Below are 18236 nucleotides of genomic sequence, written 5' to 3'. Positions count from 1 at the left end.
GGTGAATTATGGAAGTTAAAACAGCTAGTTTCGAGAAAACAGCTTCTCCAAAAACAACCACAGTTTCAGGAGCTGAAGCGGTGATAAAATGTTTGTTGGAGGAAGGAGTGGATACGCTTTACGGCTATCCCGGCGGAGCAATTATGCCCGTTTATGATGAATTGTATAAATATCAGAAACAAATTCACCACGTCCTTACCCGTCACGAGCAGGCTGCAACTCACGCAGCGCAAGGCTATGCAAGGGTAAGCGGAAAGGTAGGTGTTGCTATGGCAACATCGGGACCGGGTGCCACCAACCTGGTCACTGGAATTGCAGATGCACAAATAGATTCTACCCCAATGGTATGTATTACCGGGCAGGTAGGGTCTCATTTATTAGGAAGTGATGCTTTTCAGGAAACCGATATTATTGGAATTTCTACCCCTATTACCAAGTGGAATTACCAAATTACCAGAGCAGAAGAAATTCCTGAAGTTTTGGCAAAGGCTTTTTTTATAGCCCGATCTGGAAGACCGGGACCGGTATTGATAGACATCACTAAAGATGCACAGTTTGCAAGTCTGGATTTTTCGTATAAAAAATGTTCAGGAATTAGAAGTTATAAGCCTATTCCTAAAATAGACCCTAACCAAATTGAAAAAGCTGCCCAGGCCATTAATAATGCCAAAAGACCGATGATTGTTTTTGGTCAGGGAGTAATTCTAGGGGGTGCAGAAGAACTTTTTAAACAAGTAGTGGAAAAGTCGGGCGTGCCGGCTGCATGGACAATTTTGGGTCTTTCGGCTCTTCCAACAGATCATCCACTTAATGTAGGGATGGTAGGAATGCATGGTAATTATGGTCCTAATGTACTAACCAATGAGTGCGATGTCTTAATCGCTATTGGGATGCGATTTGATGATAGGGTTACCGGAAATTTAGAGAAATATGCGAAGCAGGCAAAAGTGATTCATTTTGAAATAGATCCTGCCGAAATCAATAAAAATGTTTATGCCGATATTCCTGTTTTAGGAAATGTAAATGAAACCCTTAGAGTTTTATTGGAACATTTAAAACCTAATAAACACGAAGCCTGGCACCAAAGGTTCAAAGAGCATTATAAAATTGAATTTGATAAGGTTATAAAAAACGATTTGAATGCTGAACGGGGTAAAATAGGAATGGCGGAAGTTATTGATGAAATAAACACCTGTTCAAATGGAAACGCTGTAGTGGTTTCAGATGTGGGGCAGCATCAAATGGCAACCTGTAGATATACAAAATTTAATCAAACCCGAAGTAATGTGACTTCTGGCGGATTGGGAACTATGGGCTTTGCATTACCGGCAGCTATTGGAGCTAAAATGGGTGCGCCCAAACGAGACGTGGTAGCTATAATTGGAGATGGTGGTTACCAAATGACCATACAGGAATTAGGAACCATTTTTCAAACGAAAGTTCCCGTAAAGATAGTTGTATTAAATAACGACTTTTTGGGAATGGTGAGACAATGGCAACAGTTGTTTTTTGAAAAACGTTACGCTTCTACAGAAATGATTAACCCCGATTTTATAACTATTGCCAAAGGATATCATATTAAAGCCAGGCAGGTAAGTGAACGGGCAAATTTAAAAGATGCGGTTAAGGAAATGATGGAATCAGATGAAGCTTATTTCCTTGAAGTAAAAGTTGAACAGGAAGAAAATGTTTTCCCAATGGTTCCAACCGGGGCTTCAGTTTCAGATATAAGATTAGAGTAATGGAAAAGAAGAATTTTACTGTTTCGGTTTATACCGAAAACAATATCGGCCTTTTAAGTCGTATTGCTGCTATTTTTCAGCGAAGACATATCAATATAGAAAGTATAACTGCCTCCAGAAGTGAGGTGAATGGGGTTATGCGATTTATAATTGTGGTGCAGGTTACAGAAGAACAGGTAAAAAAGATCGTGGGGCAAATAGAAAAGCAAATAGAAGTAATTAAAGCTTTTTATCATACCGATAAGGAAATGATCTACCAGGAGACTGCGCTTTATAAGATAAATTCGGCAGAATTTGTGGAAGATCTTAATATACAGGATTTTATAAAAGAATCTAATGCAAGAATTGTAACGGTTACCCCAAAGTTTTTTGTGATTGAAAAAACCGGAAAACGTCACGAAACCGATAACCTTTATGAAAAATTAAAGCCTTATGGTTTGATGCAGTTTGTACGTTCGGGTACTATTGCGGTAACCAAAAATGAAATGCAGATTTCGAATATTTTAGAACAATTTGATACAACCAATTAAATAAAAGTGATGACGAATTATTTTAACAGTCTTTCTTTACGTGAACAATTAGCCCAGCTGGGAACCTGTAGGTTTATGAATAGCGATGAATTCAGCGATGGAGTGGCTGCTTTAAAAGGAAAAAAAATAGTAATAGTTGGCTGTGGCGCACAAGGCCTTAACCAGGGTTTAAATATGCGCGATAGCGGCCTGGATATTTCCTATGCCCTGCGCGAAGGTGCCATTAAGGAGAAACGCCAGTCTTTTAAAAATGCTTCAGAGAATAATTTTGAGGTAGGAACTTATGAAGAATTAATTCCTAAAGCCGATTTGGTAATTAACCTAACACCAGATAAGCAACATACTTCAGTTATAAAGGCTATTCAGCCACATATCAAAAAAAATGCGGTACTTTCTTATTCCCACGGATTTAATATCGTGGAAGAGGGAATGAAAATTAGGGAAGATATTACCGTAATTATGGTAGCCCCTAAATGCCCGGGAAGTGAAGTGAGGGAAGAATATAAAAGAGGTTTCGGTGTTCCTACTTTAATAGCGGTACATCCTGAAAACGATCCGCAGGGAATCGGTTTCGAATGGGCTAAAGCTTATGCTGTGGCTACCGGTGGAGACCGTGCCGGGGTTTTAGAATCTTCGTTTGTTGCCGAGGTAAAATCTGATTTAATGGGAGAGCAAACCATTTTATGCGGATTGCTGCAAACAGGTTCTATCTTAAGTTATGATAAAATGGTAGCTGAAGGTGTAGAGCCTTCATATGCTTCAAAACTTATTCAATATGGATGGGAAACTATTACTGAAGCCTTAAAGCACGGTGGTATTACCAATATGATGGATAGGCTTTCAAATCCTGCTAAGATTAAGGCTAATGAAATTTCAGAAGAACTGAAGAAATTAATGCGTCCGCTTTTTCAAAAACATATGGACGATATTATCTCTGGAGCTTTTAGCAGTAGAATGATGGAAGATTGGGGGAATAATGATAAGGAATTACTGGAGTGGCGAGCAGCAACCGGTGAAACTGCTTTTGAAAAATCTGAAGCCACTTCAGAAGAAATAAAGGAGCAGGAATATTTTGATAAAGGGGTGCTATTGGTAGCCTTTGTAAAATCTGGAGTAGAATTAGCTTTTGAAACTATGGTTGAAGCCGGTATTATTGCAGATTCTGCTTATTACGAATCTTTGCATGAAACTCCACTAATTGCCAACACTATAGCCAGAAAGAAATTATTTGAAATGAATAGGATCATTTCCGATACGGCAGAATACGGTTGTTATTTATTTGACCATTCGGCAAAACCGCTTATTAAAGATTATGTAAATGCCTTACCAAAAGAGGTGATTGGCCATTCTTTTGGGACCGAATATACCGGGGTAGATAACCAGGAGCTTATTGCTGTTAATGATGGCATTAGACAACATCCGGTAGAAAAAGTAGGTGGAAGATTGCGAAAAGCAATGACCGCAATGAAAAGAATACACGAATAAATATGGATATTTTGCTGGCAGATAAAAAAATATACAAACCTCAATTAAAAGCTGTAAAAGAAGCGGTAGAGCGTATCTCTAAAGTGGTTGTAAAGACACCTTTAACACCATCTTTTACGTATAGCAAGAAGTTTTCGGCCAATGTAATGTTGAAGAGAGAAGACTTGCAACAAGTTCGTTCCTATAAAATACGCGGAGCTTATAATAAGATTTCAAGCTTGCCAAAGCAGCAGTTGGATAAAGGGGTTATTTGTGCCAGCGCAGGAAATCACGCGCAAGGTGTTGCTTTTGCCTGCAATAAGTTGCAGGCAAAGGGCGTGATTTATATGCCAATTACTACACCCAAACAAAAAGTAGATCAAACTAAGATGTTTGGAGGAGATTGGGTAGAAGTGGTACTTAAAGGCGATACTTTTGATGACTCTTTTAAGAGTTCTATGAAACATGCCGAGAAATTTGGTCTTGTATTTATTCATCCTTTTGATGATGAAAAGGTTATTGAAGGACAGGCTACTATTGGTCTCGAAATATTAGAACAGGCAAATGAACCTATAGATTATGTTTTCGCCCCACTGGGTGGAGGTGGTTTATTGGCCGGGCTTTCTTCTATGTTTAAAGAGATTTCCCCCAGTACTAAAATTATAGGTGTGGAACCCCAGGGAGCAGCATCTATGACAACCTCTTTAAAAGAAGGGAAATTAGTAGAACTGGAGTCTATAGAACGTTTTGTAGATGGAGCCGCAGTACAAAAAGTTGGTAGCCGTAATTTCGAAATTTGTAAAGAGAACCTGGATAAAATGATCACGGTTCCGGAAGGCAAGATTTGCCAAACTATCCTCGATTTATATAACCAGGATGCCATTGTAGTGGAACCCGCCGGAGCAATGGCCATAAGTGCACTAGATTTATTTGCCGAAGAAATTAAAGGTAAAAATGTGGTGTGTATTGTTAGTGGTAGCAATAATGATATAACCAGAACAGCAGAAATTAAAGAACGTGCTTTACTGTATGCCGGTTTAAAGCATTATTTTGTAATAAGTTTCCCGCAAAGGGCAGGCGCTTTAAAAGATTTTTTAGACAAGGTGTTGGGACCTAATGATGACATCACCCATTTTGAATACACAAAAAAGCATCATAGGGAGAATGCTCCCGCGGTTGTTGGGATAGAACTCAATGACCCGGCAGATTTTCAACCTTTGCTTGATAGAATGAAAGCGAATAATTTTTATGGGGAATATCTTAATGACAAGCCTAATTTGTTTCAGTATTTAGTATAAATATTTTGTTGGTTAAAATAATTATGTACATTTGCGTTATGCTTTCAATGAAGAAAATAATATTTCCCGTTTTTCGCTTCTTCCCGCGCCGCCGCTGCTAGGAAGAATACGGTTATTTCCTTTTTTTAATATTATTTGACTTTAACTATACCTTGAAAGATTTACAAAACATACTATCCAAATTTAATTTCAGAATTGCTTCTGAAAATATAGTTATTCGCCGCCGCTTCCCGCGTCGCACGTTTGTGCGTGTATAATTTATATGGAACTTAGGTGAGTCCGGTTCCCCTTTCAAAAAGACCAAATTAAATTTATTTTCTCACTAATTTCTTAGCAAATGAAGATTATCATTGCTAATAAATCTCATGCTCAATATGCTGAGATTATTTGTACAACTATAGAAGAATCTGCCAAAGTTAGAGGTACAGGTATTGCCCGTAGAACCCCTGAATATATCATTGGGAAAATGGAAAAGGGAAACGCGGTTATTGCCTTAGAAGGTGAAGAATTTGCCGGTTTCTGCTATATTGAAACCTGGAGTCACGACAGGTATGTGGCAAACTCGGGCCTTATTGTACACCCTAATTTTAGGAACCAGGGACTGGCCAAAAGAATAAAAGAAGTGGTCTTTGACCATTCGAGAAAGTTGTATCCCAATGCAAAGATCTTCGGGATTACTACCGGTCTGGCCGTGATGAAAATAAATTATGAACTGGGGTACCAGCCCGTAACTTTTTCTGAATTAACCGACGATGATTCGTTTTGGAAAGGTTGTCAAACCTGTAAAAATTACGATATCCTTACCAGAACAGAGCGAAATATGTGTCTTTGTACAGGAATGATGTACGATCCTGAAAGAAAAAAAGAGCTCCAAAAAAATCAGAAAAAAGAAAGCTTAAATAAGAAAGCCTTTAAAAGGCTGAAGAATATTAAACAAACCTTGTTTTATAAAAAGGAGAAAAACGAGAATTAAAATTAAACTTATCGTCAACCTGAACGTGTCACTTCGAGCGGAGTCGAGAAGTCATCTTCTAAATTAGTTAGATCCTGAAACAATTTCAGTTTGGCGTTTTAAAAAATTAAATAAAAATGAAGAAAGTAGTTATTGCATATAGTGGAGGCTTAGATACTTCTTATTGCGCAAAATATTTGTCTAAAGAAGAAAATTTTGAGGTTCATGCGGTGAGTGTGAATACCGGAGGTTTTTCAGAAGAAGAAGTTAAGAAAATTGGGGAAAATGCGCAAAAAATAGGGGCAAAAACCTATAAGAATATAGATGCTGTTTCCTCATTCTATCAGAAAGTGGTAAAGTACCTGATTTTTGGAAATGTTTTAAAAAACAATACGTACCCACTTTCGGTAAGTGCCGAAAGGATTGTACAGGCTATAGAAATTGTAAATTATGCCAAAAGTATTGATGCAAAATATATAGCACACGGTAGTACAGGAGCTGGAAATGACCAGGTGAGGTTTGATATGATTTTCCAAATTATAGCTCCCGAAATTGAAATTATTACACCTATTAGGGATAAACAACTAAGTCGCCAGGAAGAGATTGCCTATTTACAGGAAAATGGAGTGGATATGAGCTGGGAGAAATCAAAATATTCGGTTAATAAAGGTCTTTGGGGAACCAGTGTAGGAGGAGAAGAGACTTTAACTTCAGAAAAACCTTTACCTGAGTTGGCTTACCCTTCACAACTTCAGGAAAAAGCGTCCAAACAAATTAGTTTGAGTTTTGCAAAGGGTGAACTCTCAGCGATAAATGGAGAAGAGAATTCACCAGAAAAAAATATTGAAATTCTTGAAAATATAGCTTCAAAATATGCCATAGGAAGAGATATCCATGTTGGGGATACTATTATTGGAATTAAAGGAAGGGTTGGTTTTGAGGCTGCTGCCGCCCAAATTACCATTAAAGCACATCATTTGCTTGAAAAACATTGCCTTAGCAAATGGCAGTTGCAACATAAAGATTATTTAGCCAATTGGTACGGAACACATTTGCACGAAGGCCAATATTTAGACCCTGTAATGAGAGATTTAGAAGCTTTTTTAGAAAGTTCACAGAAACAGGTTAGCGGGGAAGTTTTTGTAAGCCTACATCCGTATAGATTTACACTTGATGGAATTAAATCTAAAAACGATTTAATGAATTCAAGCTTTGGAAATTATGGAGAGGAAAATAAGGCCTGGACGGCAAATGATGCTAAAGGCTTTATAAAAATTTTATCTAATGCCGGTAAGGTTTATCAACATGTAAAAGGAGAATAATGATAAAAGCAGGAATAATAGGTGGTGCCGGATATACGGCAGGAGAACTTATCAGGATTTTAATACATCATCCGGAGGTGGAACTGGATTTTGTTTATAGCACTTCGCAACCGGGAAAACCGGTTGCTGGAATACACCAGGATTTACTGGGGGAAACCGATTTGGAATTTAGCGGTGAGATCAATAAAAATACAGATGTGGTTTTTTTATGTTTGGGACATGGAAATTCAGTGAAATTTCTTTCTGAAAACCAGTTTTCAGAAAATACCAAAATCATAGATTTAAGTACCGATTATAGGATGGATGGTGAGCACGAGTTTGTTTACGGTTTACCTGAATTCAATAAGAAGAAGATTAAAAACGCCAACTTTATAGCCAATCCCGGTTGCTTTGCTACAGCTATTAGCTTAGCTATTTTACCGCTGGCAAAAGCGGGGTTGCTACAAAACGATGTTCATATTAACGCGGTTACCGGGGCAACCGGGGCAGGAACCTCCCTTTCTGCCACTACACATTTTACCTGGAGGGATAATAATTTTTCCAGTTACAAAGCTTTTGAACATCAGCACTTGAACGAGATAGGGCAGAGTTTAAAAAAACTTCAGGACAATAAGTTACCAGAATTGAATTTTATTCCAAATAGGGGAAATTTCTCAAGAGGAATCCACGCCACGGCTTATACAAAGTTTGATGGAAGTTTAGAAGAAGCCAAAGCTATTTTCACCGAAGCTTATAAAGATTCAGCGTTTACATTTTTGGTTGAAGAGGCATTGCATCTAAAACAAGTAGTAAATACCAATAAATGTTTATTGAAATTACAGAAATTTGGTGATAAGATTTTGATTACCAGTATTATTGATAATTTGTTGAAAGGAGCTTCAGGACAGGCAGTTGAGAATATGAATTTGATGTTTGGATTTGAAGAAAGCTTAGGACTAAAACTAAAGGCCACTTATTTTTAACAAAATATTGCCTCCGGGTAAAAGTCCGAATCATAATACCATTAACTAATAAAAACTATTAAAAAAGAATAGTAGTGAATTTATAACAAGCCCAGCCAACTAAAACCAAGAATTATGAAAATAGCCATTATAGGAGCCGGTAATTTAGGACTTTCTATCGCGAAAGGCCTTATTGTGAGCAATGCCTTCACCAGTTTGTATTTAACCAAAAGAAAAGCAGAAGATATTCAGGATTATGAAGAATATGCGAAGCTAAAGGTAACAGCTAATAACAGGGAAGCAGTTCAAAATTCAGATATTTTAATCTTTGCCGTACAACCTACACAAATGGGTGGGATTCTGGAAGAGATTAAGGACGATCTTTCCGATAAGCACGTACTTATTTCTACCGTAACAGGGTTTAAAATTCCTGCGATGGAAGCCATAGTGGGGGAGGAGCAATTTATTGTAAGGGCTATGCCCAATACGGCTATTGCTGTGGGAAAATCCATGACCTGCCTTTGTAGTAACAAAAAGGGAGAGAAACGTATCGCTATTGCAGAAGCAATATTTAATCGTTTGGGTAGCAGTATCATTATCCCAGAAAACAAAATGCAGGCAGCTACGGTAATTTGTGCCAGTGGAATTGCATTTTGGATGCGGTTAATACGTGCCACCACGCAAGGGGCCGTACAATTGGGCTTTGACGCTAAAGATGCACAGCAATTAGCGATGCAAACCTGTTTGGGAGCTTCCAGCTTGCTTATAGAATCTGGTAAACATCCCGAAGAGGAAATTGATAAAGTAACCACGCCGCAGGGCTGCACAATAGAAGGCTTAAACGAAATGGAACATAATGGCTTGAGTTCTTCTCTAATTAAAGGAATCCAATCCTCATTTAAAAAAATAAACACTATTACAACCAATTAACTATGCAATTATTTGATGTTTATCCGCTTTATGATATTACCCCGGTGAAAGGAAAGGGCGCTTATGTTTTTGATAATGAAGGAAACAAATATTTAGATCTTTATGGGGGGCATGCGGTAATTTCTATTGGGCATTCCCACCCGGCTTATGTAAACTCTATTACCAATCAAGTGGCTCAACTTGGATTTTACTCAAACTCGATTAAAAACCCTTTACAACAAGAACTTGCTAATAAGTTGGAGAAAGTTTCAGGAATAAAAGACTACAATTTATTTTTATGTAATTCTGGGGCCGAAGCCAATGAAAATGCATTAAAAGTAGCTTCTTTTTATACAGGTAAAGATCGGGTTATTTACTTTGATAACGCTTTTCACGGAAGAACTTCCGGTGTGGTTGCAGTAACCGATAATGATAATATTAAAGCACCTTTTAACCAAAATCACAAGGCTACAAAGCTTGCTCTTGAAGATACCGAAACCCTTGAGGAAGAATTGAAAAAAGGAGATGTTGCCGCGGTAATTTTTGAAGTGATACAGGGAGTGGGAGGCCTGGATGAAGCTAGCTCGGCGTTTTATAAAAAGATAGCTGAATTATGTAAGCAGTATCAATCAGCCATCATTGCAGACGAAGTGCAGTCTGGTTATGGAAGGACGGGAGACTTTTTTGCCTATCAAAAACACAGTATTCGGCCCGATATAATATCTATAGCCAAAGGTATGGGCAATGGTTTTCCTATTGGTGGAGTTTTGATTGATAAGGCTATTGAAGCAAAAACCGGGGTACTGGGAACTACTTTTGGTGGAAATCACCTGGCTTGTGCCGCCGGAATTTCGGTTCTGGAAATTATTGAAAAGGACAATCTGATAGAAAATGCTGGCAAGCTATTTAAATATGTTGAGGAAAAAGCCTCAGAAATATCTCAAATAAAAAAAGTAAAAGGACGTGGTTTAATGATTGGTCTGGAATTCGATTTTCCCATCGCCCAGTTAAGAAAAGACTTGTTGTATAAACATCAAATTTTTACCGGTGCTGCTGCTAATAAAAATCTACTGCGAATTTTACCACCATTAAACCTTCAAAAACAACACTTTGATACATTTTTTAAAGCTTTAAAGATTGCTTTAGACTAAACGATTTTGAAGTTTTAAAAAAGTATAGGTTTAAATTAATTTCAATAGTAAAAGAAGCATTCTTTAAAAGTCGTCAAGCTGAATTTGATTCAGCTTTTAATAACTTAGTTTTTCAAAGTTTTAAGATTGTTTCAAAAGAAAGAAAATACCATGAAGAATTATACAGAATTATCAGATATACAAGATTTACAAGGCTTAGTTGCCGCAGCCCTGGAGCTTAAAAAAGCTACTTCTGCTTTAGAAATAGGGAAAGGAAAAACCCTGGGGATGTTATTCTTTAATCCTAGTTTGCGTACGCGTTTAAGTACAGAAAAAGCAGGGAAATTACTGGGAATGGATGTTATGGTAATGAATGCCGGGAGCGATAGCTGGAAGCTTGAGTTTGAAGATGGAGCGGTTATGGATACCGATAAAGCAGAACATATTAAAGAAGCTGCCGCAGTATTATCTCAGTATTGCGATATCATTGCAGTAAGGGCGTTTCCAGATTTAAAAGACAGAGAAAAAGACGAAGCTGAGATAGTTTTAAACAGTTTTAAAAAATATGCTTCAGTACCGGTAGTAAATCTGGAAAGTGCTACAGGTCACCCGCTTCAGGCACTTGCCGATGCGATTACTATTTCAGAACTAAACAAAAAAGATAAACCAAAAATTGTACTTAGCTGGGCACCGCACCCAAAGGCTTTGCCCCAGAGTGTACCAAATTCTTTTGCTGAAGTTGTTCAAAAACTGGACGCCGAATTTGTAATCACTAATCCCGAAGGTTATGATCTTAATCCTGCAATCACTAAAAACGTCCCTGTTATCCACAACCAGGAAGAGGCATTAAAAGATGCCGATTTTGTGTATGTGAAAAATTGGAGCAGTTATGATACTTATGGAGAAAAGTTAAATGAAGATCGAAACTGGACTTTTTCTGCCGAAAAATTAAAATTAACCAATAACGCAAGGGTAATGCATTGCCTACCGGTAAGAAGAAACATGGTCATTGCCGATGAGGTGTTGGATTCAGAAAATTCGGTAGTGATTCAACAGGCTGGAAATAGAACCTTTGCTGCACAAGCCGTCTTAAAAAGGATTTTAGAAGAAAAAGTAAAAGATTTAGGGAAAAATGTATAACGCGTACCTGGTTTAAGACGCACTTGATTCTACAATATTAACAAAGTATGAAAAAAAAGGTTCTAAAAGTAGTAAAGATTGGCGGTAAACTTATTGAAAATGAAGCGAAATTCACTGAGTTTCTAAAGGATTTTGTTGCTTTAGAAGGTCTAAAAATCCTTGTGCATGGCGGTGGAAACCTGGCCACTGAGATGGCGGGTAAACTAGGCTATAAAACCCAAATGTTTGAAGGAAGAAGAATTACCGATGCCAATTCTATTAAAGTAATTACTATGGTCTATGGAGGTCTTATCAACAAAGATATTGTTGCTAAATTACAGGGGCTTCAAAATAACGCTATAGGACTTTGCGGAGCAGACGGATTGAGTATTATTTCTGAAAAACGTCCCGTTAAGGAGGTTGATTTTGGATTTGTAGGTGATGTAAAAAAGGTAAACGCTAATTTTATAGACTCCATTTTAGCGCAAAATATCACACCTGTTTTTTCGGCCATTTCCTGTACTGAAGAAGGATTGTTGTTAAATACCAATGGAGATTCTGTTGCCGCTGAGATTACCCAGGCAATGAGTTCAATTTATGAAACCGAACTCTATTTCTGTTTTGAGAAAAAAGGCGTTTTAGCCGACGCGAAAAACGATGATTCTGTAATTGGCGAAATTAATCGCGAAAAATATGAGGAGTTGTTATCGGACAAAGTAATAAGTGATGGCATGTTACCAAAATTGCATAACTGTTTTCAGGCATTAGATCATGGTGTTAAGCAAATATTTTTGGGTGATTTTCAGTTGCTAAAAAAGGAATCTAAATACACTAAAATAAGTAAGTAATGAAGCTTGAAGAACTACAAAAAGAAGCCCTGGGCTTGTTGCAAAACCTTATTGAAACACAATCTTTCTCAAAAGAAGAAGATAAAACCGCTGAATTGCTGGAAGCCTGGTTTAAGGGGAAAGGGATACCTTACACGAGAGATTTAAACAATGTTTGGGCAACCAATAAATATTTCGATTCAGCTAAACCTAACCTGTTACTTAATTCGCATCACGATACGGTAAAACCAAATTCTGCTTATACCAGAGATCCATTTAAGGCTAGCATTGAAGATGGGAAGCTATATGGATTGGGAAGTAATGATGCCGGTGGCTGTCTTGTATCCTTACTTGCAACATTTACCTGGTTTTATGAAGCTAAAGACCTGGATTATAATCTGGTTTTTGCGGGAACAGGGGAGGAAGAAATAAATGGTAAAAATGGTATTGCCAGTTTATTGCCAAAAATGCCGAAAATTGATGTAGCTATTGTTGGGGAGCCTACCTTAATGCAACTGGCCATTGCTGAAAAAGGCCTTGTTGTTTTTGATGCTAAGGTAAAAGGAACTCCATCTCACGCGGCACATCCCAACGATGATAATTCTATTTATAAAACCGCAGATGTTTTAAAATGGTTTGAGGCATTTAAGTTTCCAAAAGCATCTGAAGCATTGGGAGAAGTGAAGCTCACCGTAACCCAAATCAATGCCGGGAGCCAACATAATGTGGTGCCGGGTCACGTAGATTTAGTGATTGATGTTCGGGTAAATGACGCCTATTCTAACGCCGAAATAGAAGGTATTTTGCAAAAGCAGGCTCCGGTAGATGAAATTAAGGCGCGTTCGCTTAGGTTAAATTCATCATCTATTCCTAAAAATCACGAATTGGTAAAAGCTGGGATAGCTTTAGGAATGGAAACTTACGGTTCGCCCACCCTTTCAGACCAGGCTATGTTAAGTTGCCCGTCTTTAAAATTGGGGCCGGGTGATTCTACCAGGTCACATTCAGCCGATGAATTTATTTATGTTAAGGAAATAGAAGAAGGGATTGAAAAGTATATTACGTTACTGGAAAAAGCGTTGAGAATATAAAGACTATAAGTAGACTGATAGAAAAATTTGCGTCAAGCTGAACCTGCCCGTCCGGTCAGGCGGGCTTGTTTCAGCTTCTAATACGTTCCAGGTATGTAACAACTTAGATTCTGAAATAAATTCAGAATGACGTTTATAATTAATTTTAACTTAAAATAAATTCTATGAAACTCTGGGATAAAGGAATATCAATAGATAACAAAATTGAAAAGTTTACGGTGGGAAATGACCGCGAGCTGGACATGCACCTTGTTGAATACGATTTGCTAGCTTCAAAGGCACATGCCAAAATGTTGGGCGAAGTAGGAATTTTAACTTCAGAAGAAGTGGTGGCTATAGAAATAGAATTAGATAAACTTCAACAACAATTTGAAAATGGAACTTTTCAGATTGAAGAAGATTTTGAAGATGTACATTCTAAAATCGAGTTCGAACTTACAAAAGTACTGGGAGATACCGGGAAGAAAATTCATACCGCCCGTTCTAGAAATGATCAGGTTTTGGTAGCTATGCAGTTATACTTTAAAGAAAACCTGTTGGAGATTTCGGCTAAAACAAAGCAATTGATAGATGTTCTTTTAGGCCTTGCAGACACACATCAGGAAAAATTGTTACCCGGCTATACGCATTTGCAAGTGGCCATGCCCTCAAGTTTTGGTTTATGGTTTTCAGCTTATGCCGAGTTGCTTATAGACGATCTTTATTTAATGGAAGCCGGTTTAAAGGTTGTAGATCAAAACCCTTTGGGATCTGCAGCCGGTTATGGTTCTTCTTTTCCAATAGATCGTGATTTTACCACCAAAGAATTGGGCTTTTCAACCTTAAAATATAATGTAGTGGCCGCACAATTGGGACGCGGAAAATGCGAAAGAACGGTAACTGCTAATATTTCATCGGTCGCTAATACCTTAGCTCGTTTTGCGATGGATATTTGCCTGTATATGAGTCAGAATTTCGATTTTATCACTTTTCCAGATGAGCTTACCACAGGCTCCAGTATTATGCCACATAAGAAGAACCCCGATGTTTTTGAACTTATTCGTGGGAAATGTAATAAACTACAGAGTATCGCCAATGAAATGATTTTAATAACAAATAACCTTCCCAGTGGTTACCATAGAGACTACCAGTTAATTAAGGAAAACAGTATGTATGCTGTTGAAAATATTAAAGAGGTGCTGGATATTTTTATTCATTCTATCGCGCTAGTTAAGGTGAAAGATATTGATTTGCAAGATGAAAAATATAAGTACTTATTTACGGTAGATAGTATTAATGACCTGGTGATGCAAGGAAAATCTTTTAGAGAAGCTTACCAGGTAATTGGCGGGGAGGTTCAGGATGGGACCTATAGGGCTGCTGAAGGCAAGAAACATTCACATTTGGGAAGTAAGGATAATTTGGCTTTAGAAGAGATTAAGAAAAAGAAGGACGAGGTATAGGAGGATAAAAAGTTGTATACCTTCCGAATTTTAATGCATAAAAAATAAATATAAAACCCCGATTTTCATCGGGGTTTATTCATCTAAGATTTATAGAGGATTTTCAATTCTCGAAAAAATTAGCTTCACTAAAAAACCCTCCGCAAAACCACACGAAATGCGAAGGGTTCAAAACATAAATGAATGAAGAAAAAAAATCTTAAATGATGGTCATTTGTCCCAGGTTTAGGTTTTCGTTATTGATATTAATATTATCAATTTCACTAATAAGCCCTTCCAGGAAATCACCCACTTTTTCGGTGGTGTAATGGTTATCTTTATTAATGTCTATAGTACAAACATTCAATTTAATACTTAGTTCTACAGCTTTTCTAACGGCTTCAGCTTCTTCAATTAACCCAAAATGTTCCAGTAATAAGGCTGCCGATAAAATAGAAGCCACAGGATTGGCAATTCCTTTACCTGTTGCTTGCGGATAGGAACCGTGAATAGGTTCAAACATTGCATTTTCCTTACCTACAGATGCCGAGGCCAGTAAACCAATACTTCCACCAATTACACTAGCTTCATCTGATAAGATATCTCCAAACATATTTTCGGTTAAAATCACGTCAAACTGAGTTGGATTTAAAATCATTTGCATCGCGGCATTGTCTATAAAAAGAAAATCCAGGCTCACATCGGGATACTTTTCGCCAATTTTAGTTACTGTTTTTCGCCATAGCCTTGAGGTTTCCAATACATTGGCTTTGTCTACAAGCGTTAGTTTCTTAGAGCGTTGTTGAGCAGCTTTAAAAGCCAGGTGTGCCATTCTAGAGATTTCTTCTACTGAATAGGAACAAACATCTGTAGCGCTTTGCCCATCTTCGGCAGTAAATTTATCGCCAAAGTAGATGCCACCGGTAAGCTCCCGGTAAATAACCATATTGGCACCGGCAATACGATCGGCTTTTAATGGAGATTGTTCAACTAGTTTATCGTAGGCCTTAACCGGTCTAATATTGGCATAAAGCCCCAGTCCTTTTCTTAGTTTTAGTAGCCCTTGCTCCGGTCTTACCTTTGCATCGGGGTTATTGTCGTATTTTGGATGGCCAATAGCCCCAAATAACACAGCATCAGATTTCTTACACAAATCAAGGGTAGCTTCAGGCAACGGGTTATCCAGCAAATCTATTGCTGTTGCACCTACCAAGGCATCTTCAAATTCAAATTGGTGATCAAAACGATCTGCTACAGCTTTTAAAACTTTAACCGATTGCTGTGTGATTTCGGGACCTATACCGTCTCCGGGTAAAACTGCTATTTTTAATTTCATTTTTTTTGTAATATGTGTGGTTATTTTTAATATTTTCAGAAAGCTTTTGATTGCGTTATCCTGAATTTATTTTCAGGATCTAAGTTCTTTTTTTGGTTGTTTTATCACGTTAGGAGCTGAAATAAGTTCAGCTTGACGAAAACAATTCCAACTTACAAGGATTTAGTCGTTTGTAATTTTTGCGCTTTCTTATTTTCAAATTCTTTTATGGCGTCTAATTTGCTTACCAGAAAATCTATATCATCAAACCCATTGATTAAACAGGTTTTTTTATAGGTATCAATGTCAAAGCTTTCAGATATATTTTTCTTAGGAATTTCAATTTTCTGCGCTTCCAGGTCTACCTTAATTTCTACTGAAGGGTCTTTGGTTATTTCAGTAAAAAGAATTTCTAAAAATTCAGGGCTTACCTGTACCGGAAGCAGGCCATTATTCAAGGCATTTCCTTTAAAAATATCGGCAAAATAACTGGAAACAACTACTTTAAATCCGTATGCTTTTATGGCCCAGGCGGCATGCTCACGGCTGGATCCACAACCAAAATTATCTCCCGCAACCAGGATGGCACCTTTATATTCTGGTTTGTTTAAAGCAAACTCAGGATTGGGCTCATCGTTTTTATCAAAACGCCAGTCACGAAACAGGTTTTTTCCAAAACCAGATTTATCGGTGGCTTTAAGAAACCTGGCAGGGATTATCTGGTCGGTATCTACGTTTTCTATTTCTAAAGGAACCGCCGTATCGGTTAATGTGATAAACTTTTCCATTTAATTAATTTAAATTTTTTGTGAAGTCGGTTAATTTTCCTGAAACTGCGGTTGCAGCGGCTGTCAACGGACTTGCTAATATAGTTCTGGAACCCTGTCCCTGTCTTCCTTCAAAATTTCTATTACTGGTAGAGACACAGTATTCTCCGGCCGGTATTTTATCATCGTTCATGGCCAGGCAGGCTGAACACCCCGGTTGTCTTAAGGTGAAACCGGCGTTTTCAAATACTTCGCGTAGGCCTTCAGCTTCAATTTGAGCCGCCACCTGGCGGGAACCGGGTACAATTAATGCGTTTACATTTTCGGCTTTTTGCTTGCCTTTTATATAGGCTGCTGCTGCTCTAAAATCTTCAATCCTTGAATTGGTACAACTTCCAATAAAAATCCAGTTAATAGGTTTTTCAAGTAAAGTTTCTCCAGGTTTAAAGCCCATATAAGCCAGGGCTTTGGCATCGCTTTTACCACCTTCCATTGGGATAGATCCGGTAATTTTAATACCCATCCCCGGATTTGTTCCGTAGGTGATCATGGGTTCAATATCTTCGGCATCAAAAGAATATTCCTGGTCAAACGCTGCATCTTCGTCGGTTTTCAGTGTCTCCCAATAAGCTTTCATAGCTTCAAACTCTTGACCTTTTGGGGCGAATTCTTTATCTTTTACATACTCAAAAGTAGTTTCATCAGGAGCAATAAGACCACCACGAGCGCCCATTTCAATGCTCATGTTGCAAACCGTCATACGGCCTTCCATAGACATTTCTTCAAAAACATTCCCGGCATACTCACAAAAATAGCCGGTGCCAGAATTTGTACCTAGTTTGCTAATTATATAGAGGATCACATCTTTTGGTAAAACCCCTTTTTTCAGTTTACCGTTTACATTTACCCTAAGTTTTTTAGGTTTTTCTACCAATAAACACTGGCTGGCAAAAACCTGTGATACCTGGCTGGTTCCAATTCCAAAAGCTATGGTGCCAAAAGCACCGTGGGTAGAGGTATGGCTATCTCCACAAACCATGGTCATACCGGGTTGGGTAATTCCAAGTTCAGGGGCCATAACATGAACAATACCATTATAGGGATGCCCAAGACCGTATAACGTAATATTATTATCCTCGCAATTTTGGGTTAATTCTTTTAATTGCTTTCTGGATAATAAATCTTTAACTGGTAAATGCTGGTTTTCAGTTGGGGTATTATGATCGGCCGTAGCGACAATTTGGTTCGGTCTAAAAACCGAAATATCCCGCTCTTTAAGTTCGTTAAAAGCTTGTGGGCTTGTAACTTCGTGAATTAGGTGCTTATCGATATATAAAATATCCGGCCCATCGGGTATAGATTCTACCACATGGGAATCCCAAATTTTATCGAATAAAGTTTTTTTCAT

The 18236-nt window shown here is 37.9% G+C and carries 16 protein-coding genes; 13 read left to right on the top strand and 3 right to left on the bottom strand.

The features are described 5' to 3' along the window. Positions 1-8 precede the first annotated feature (8 nt). The 13 genes from ilvB to argH all read left to right on the top strand — a co-directional run bounded on the left by ilvB (position 9) and on the right by argH (position 14767). Positions 9-1742: a biosynthetic-type acetolactate synthase large subunit gene (gene ilvB, locus I6U49_RS12335; RefSeq protein WP_198629008.1), complete on the top strand. Its 1734-nt coding sequence runs from the start codon at positions 9-11 to the stop codon at positions 1740-1742. Continuing rightward, positions 1742-2272: an acetolactate synthase small subunit gene (ilvN, locus tag I6U49_RS12330; RefSeq protein WP_193709976.1), complete on the top strand. Its 531-nt coding sequence runs from the start codon at positions 1742-1744 to the stop codon at positions 2270-2272. Before ilvB ends, ilvN begins: the two co-directional genes overlap by 1 nt. Before the next feature lie 9 nt (positions 2273-2281). Then, entirely contained in the window at positions 2282-3757 is a 1476-nt protein-coding gene (gene ilvC, locus I6U49_RS12325) for a ketol-acid reductoisomerase (RefSeq protein ID WP_193709975.1), read from the top strand. Between the two features lie 2 nt (positions 3758-3759). Continuing rightward, positions 3760-5034, top strand: coding sequence for a threonine ammonia-lyase IlvA (ilvA, locus tag I6U49_RS12320; RefSeq protein WP_198629006.1), 1275 nt, complete (start codon positions 3760-3762; stop codon positions 5032-5034). A gap of 337 nt (positions 5035-5371) precedes the next feature. Continuing rightward, positions 5372-6007: a GNAT family N-acetyltransferase gene (locus I6U49_RS12315; protein WP_193709973.1), complete on the top strand. Its 636-nt coding sequence runs from the start codon at positions 5372-5374 to the stop codon at positions 6005-6007. Positions 6008-6123: 116 nt separating this feature from the next. Then, positions 6124-7308: an argininosuccinate synthase gene (locus I6U49_RS12310; protein ID WP_198629004.1), complete on the top strand. Its 1185-nt coding sequence runs from the start codon at positions 6124-6126 to the stop codon at positions 7306-7308. After that, entirely contained in the window at positions 7308-8270 is a 963-nt protein-coding gene (gene argC / locus I6U49_RS12305; protein WP_198629002.1) for an N-acetyl-gamma-glutamyl-phosphate reductase, read from the top strand. The genes I6U49_RS12310 and argC overlap by 1 nt, the downstream gene beginning before the upstream one ends. A 114-nt stretch (positions 8271-8384) precedes the next feature. Continuing rightward, positions 8385-9179 carry a pyrroline-5-carboxylate reductase gene (proC, locus tag I6U49_RS12300; protein WP_198629000.1) on the top strand — a complete coding sequence of 265 codons (795 nt, stop codon included), beginning with the start codon at positions 8385-8387 and terminating at the stop codon, positions 9177-9179. Positions 9180-9181: 2 nt separating this feature from the next. Further along, complete coding sequence (locus I6U49_RS12295; protein WP_198628999.1) at positions 9182-10309, top strand: aspartate aminotransferase family protein; 1128 nt, start codon at positions 9182-9184, stop codon at positions 10307-10309. Positions 10310-10459: 150 nt separating this feature from the next. Further along, a complete protein-coding gene (locus tag I6U49_RS12290; RefSeq protein ID WP_198628997.1) occupies positions 10460-11428 on the top strand; it encodes an N-acetylornithine carbamoyltransferase in 969 nt (322 codons plus the stop codon). Between the two features lie 47 nt (positions 11429-11475). Continuing rightward, positions 11476-12255 (top strand): acetylglutamate kinase, encoded by a 780-nt coding sequence (gene argB, locus I6U49_RS12285; RefSeq protein WP_198628995.1) that lies wholly within the window; start codon positions 11476-11478, stop codon positions 12253-12255. Beyond that, positions 12255-13325: a M20 family metallo-hydrolase gene (locus I6U49_RS12280; protein ID WP_198628993.1), complete on the top strand. Its 1071-nt coding sequence runs from the start codon at positions 12255-12257 to the stop codon at positions 13323-13325. The genes argB and I6U49_RS12280 overlap by 1 nt, the downstream gene beginning before the upstream one ends. Positions 13326-13489: 164 nt before the next feature. Beyond that, positions 13490-14767 carry an argininosuccinate lyase gene (gene argH / locus I6U49_RS12275; RefSeq protein WP_198628991.1) on the top strand — a complete coding sequence of 426 codons (1278 nt, stop codon included), beginning with the start codon at positions 13490-13492 and terminating at the stop codon, positions 14765-14767. Positions 14768-14966: 199 nt separating this feature from the next. Here argH and leuB read toward each other — a convergent pair whose 3' ends face one another. The 3 genes from leuB to leuC form a co-directional block, all read right to left on the bottom strand. Then, positions 14967-16082, bottom strand: a complete 1116-nt coding sequence (gene leuB, locus I6U49_RS12270; protein WP_198628989.1) for a 3-isopropylmalate dehydrogenase — start codon at positions 16080-16082, stop codon at positions 14967-14969. Between the two features lie 152 nt (positions 16083-16234). Then, positions 16235-16849, bottom strand: coding sequence for a 3-isopropylmalate dehydratase small subunit (leuD, locus tag I6U49_RS12265; protein ID WP_198628987.1), 615 nt, complete (start codon positions 16847-16849; stop codon positions 16235-16237). A 4-nt stretch (positions 16850-16853) separates the two neighbouring features. After that, complete coding sequence (leuC, locus tag I6U49_RS12260; protein ID WP_198628986.1) at positions 16854-18236, bottom strand: 3-isopropylmalate dehydratase large subunit; 1383 nt, start codon at positions 18234-18236, stop codon at positions 16854-16856.

Origin of the sequence: Salegentibacter maritimus (assembly GCF_016236915.1) — a bacterium.
GTDB lineage: Bacteria > Bacteroidota > Bacteroidia > Flavobacteriales > Flavobacteriaceae > Salegentibacter > Salegentibacter maritimus.
Note: the sequence above shows the minus strand (reverse complement) of the source record. Positions and strands in the feature narration are given on the sequence as shown.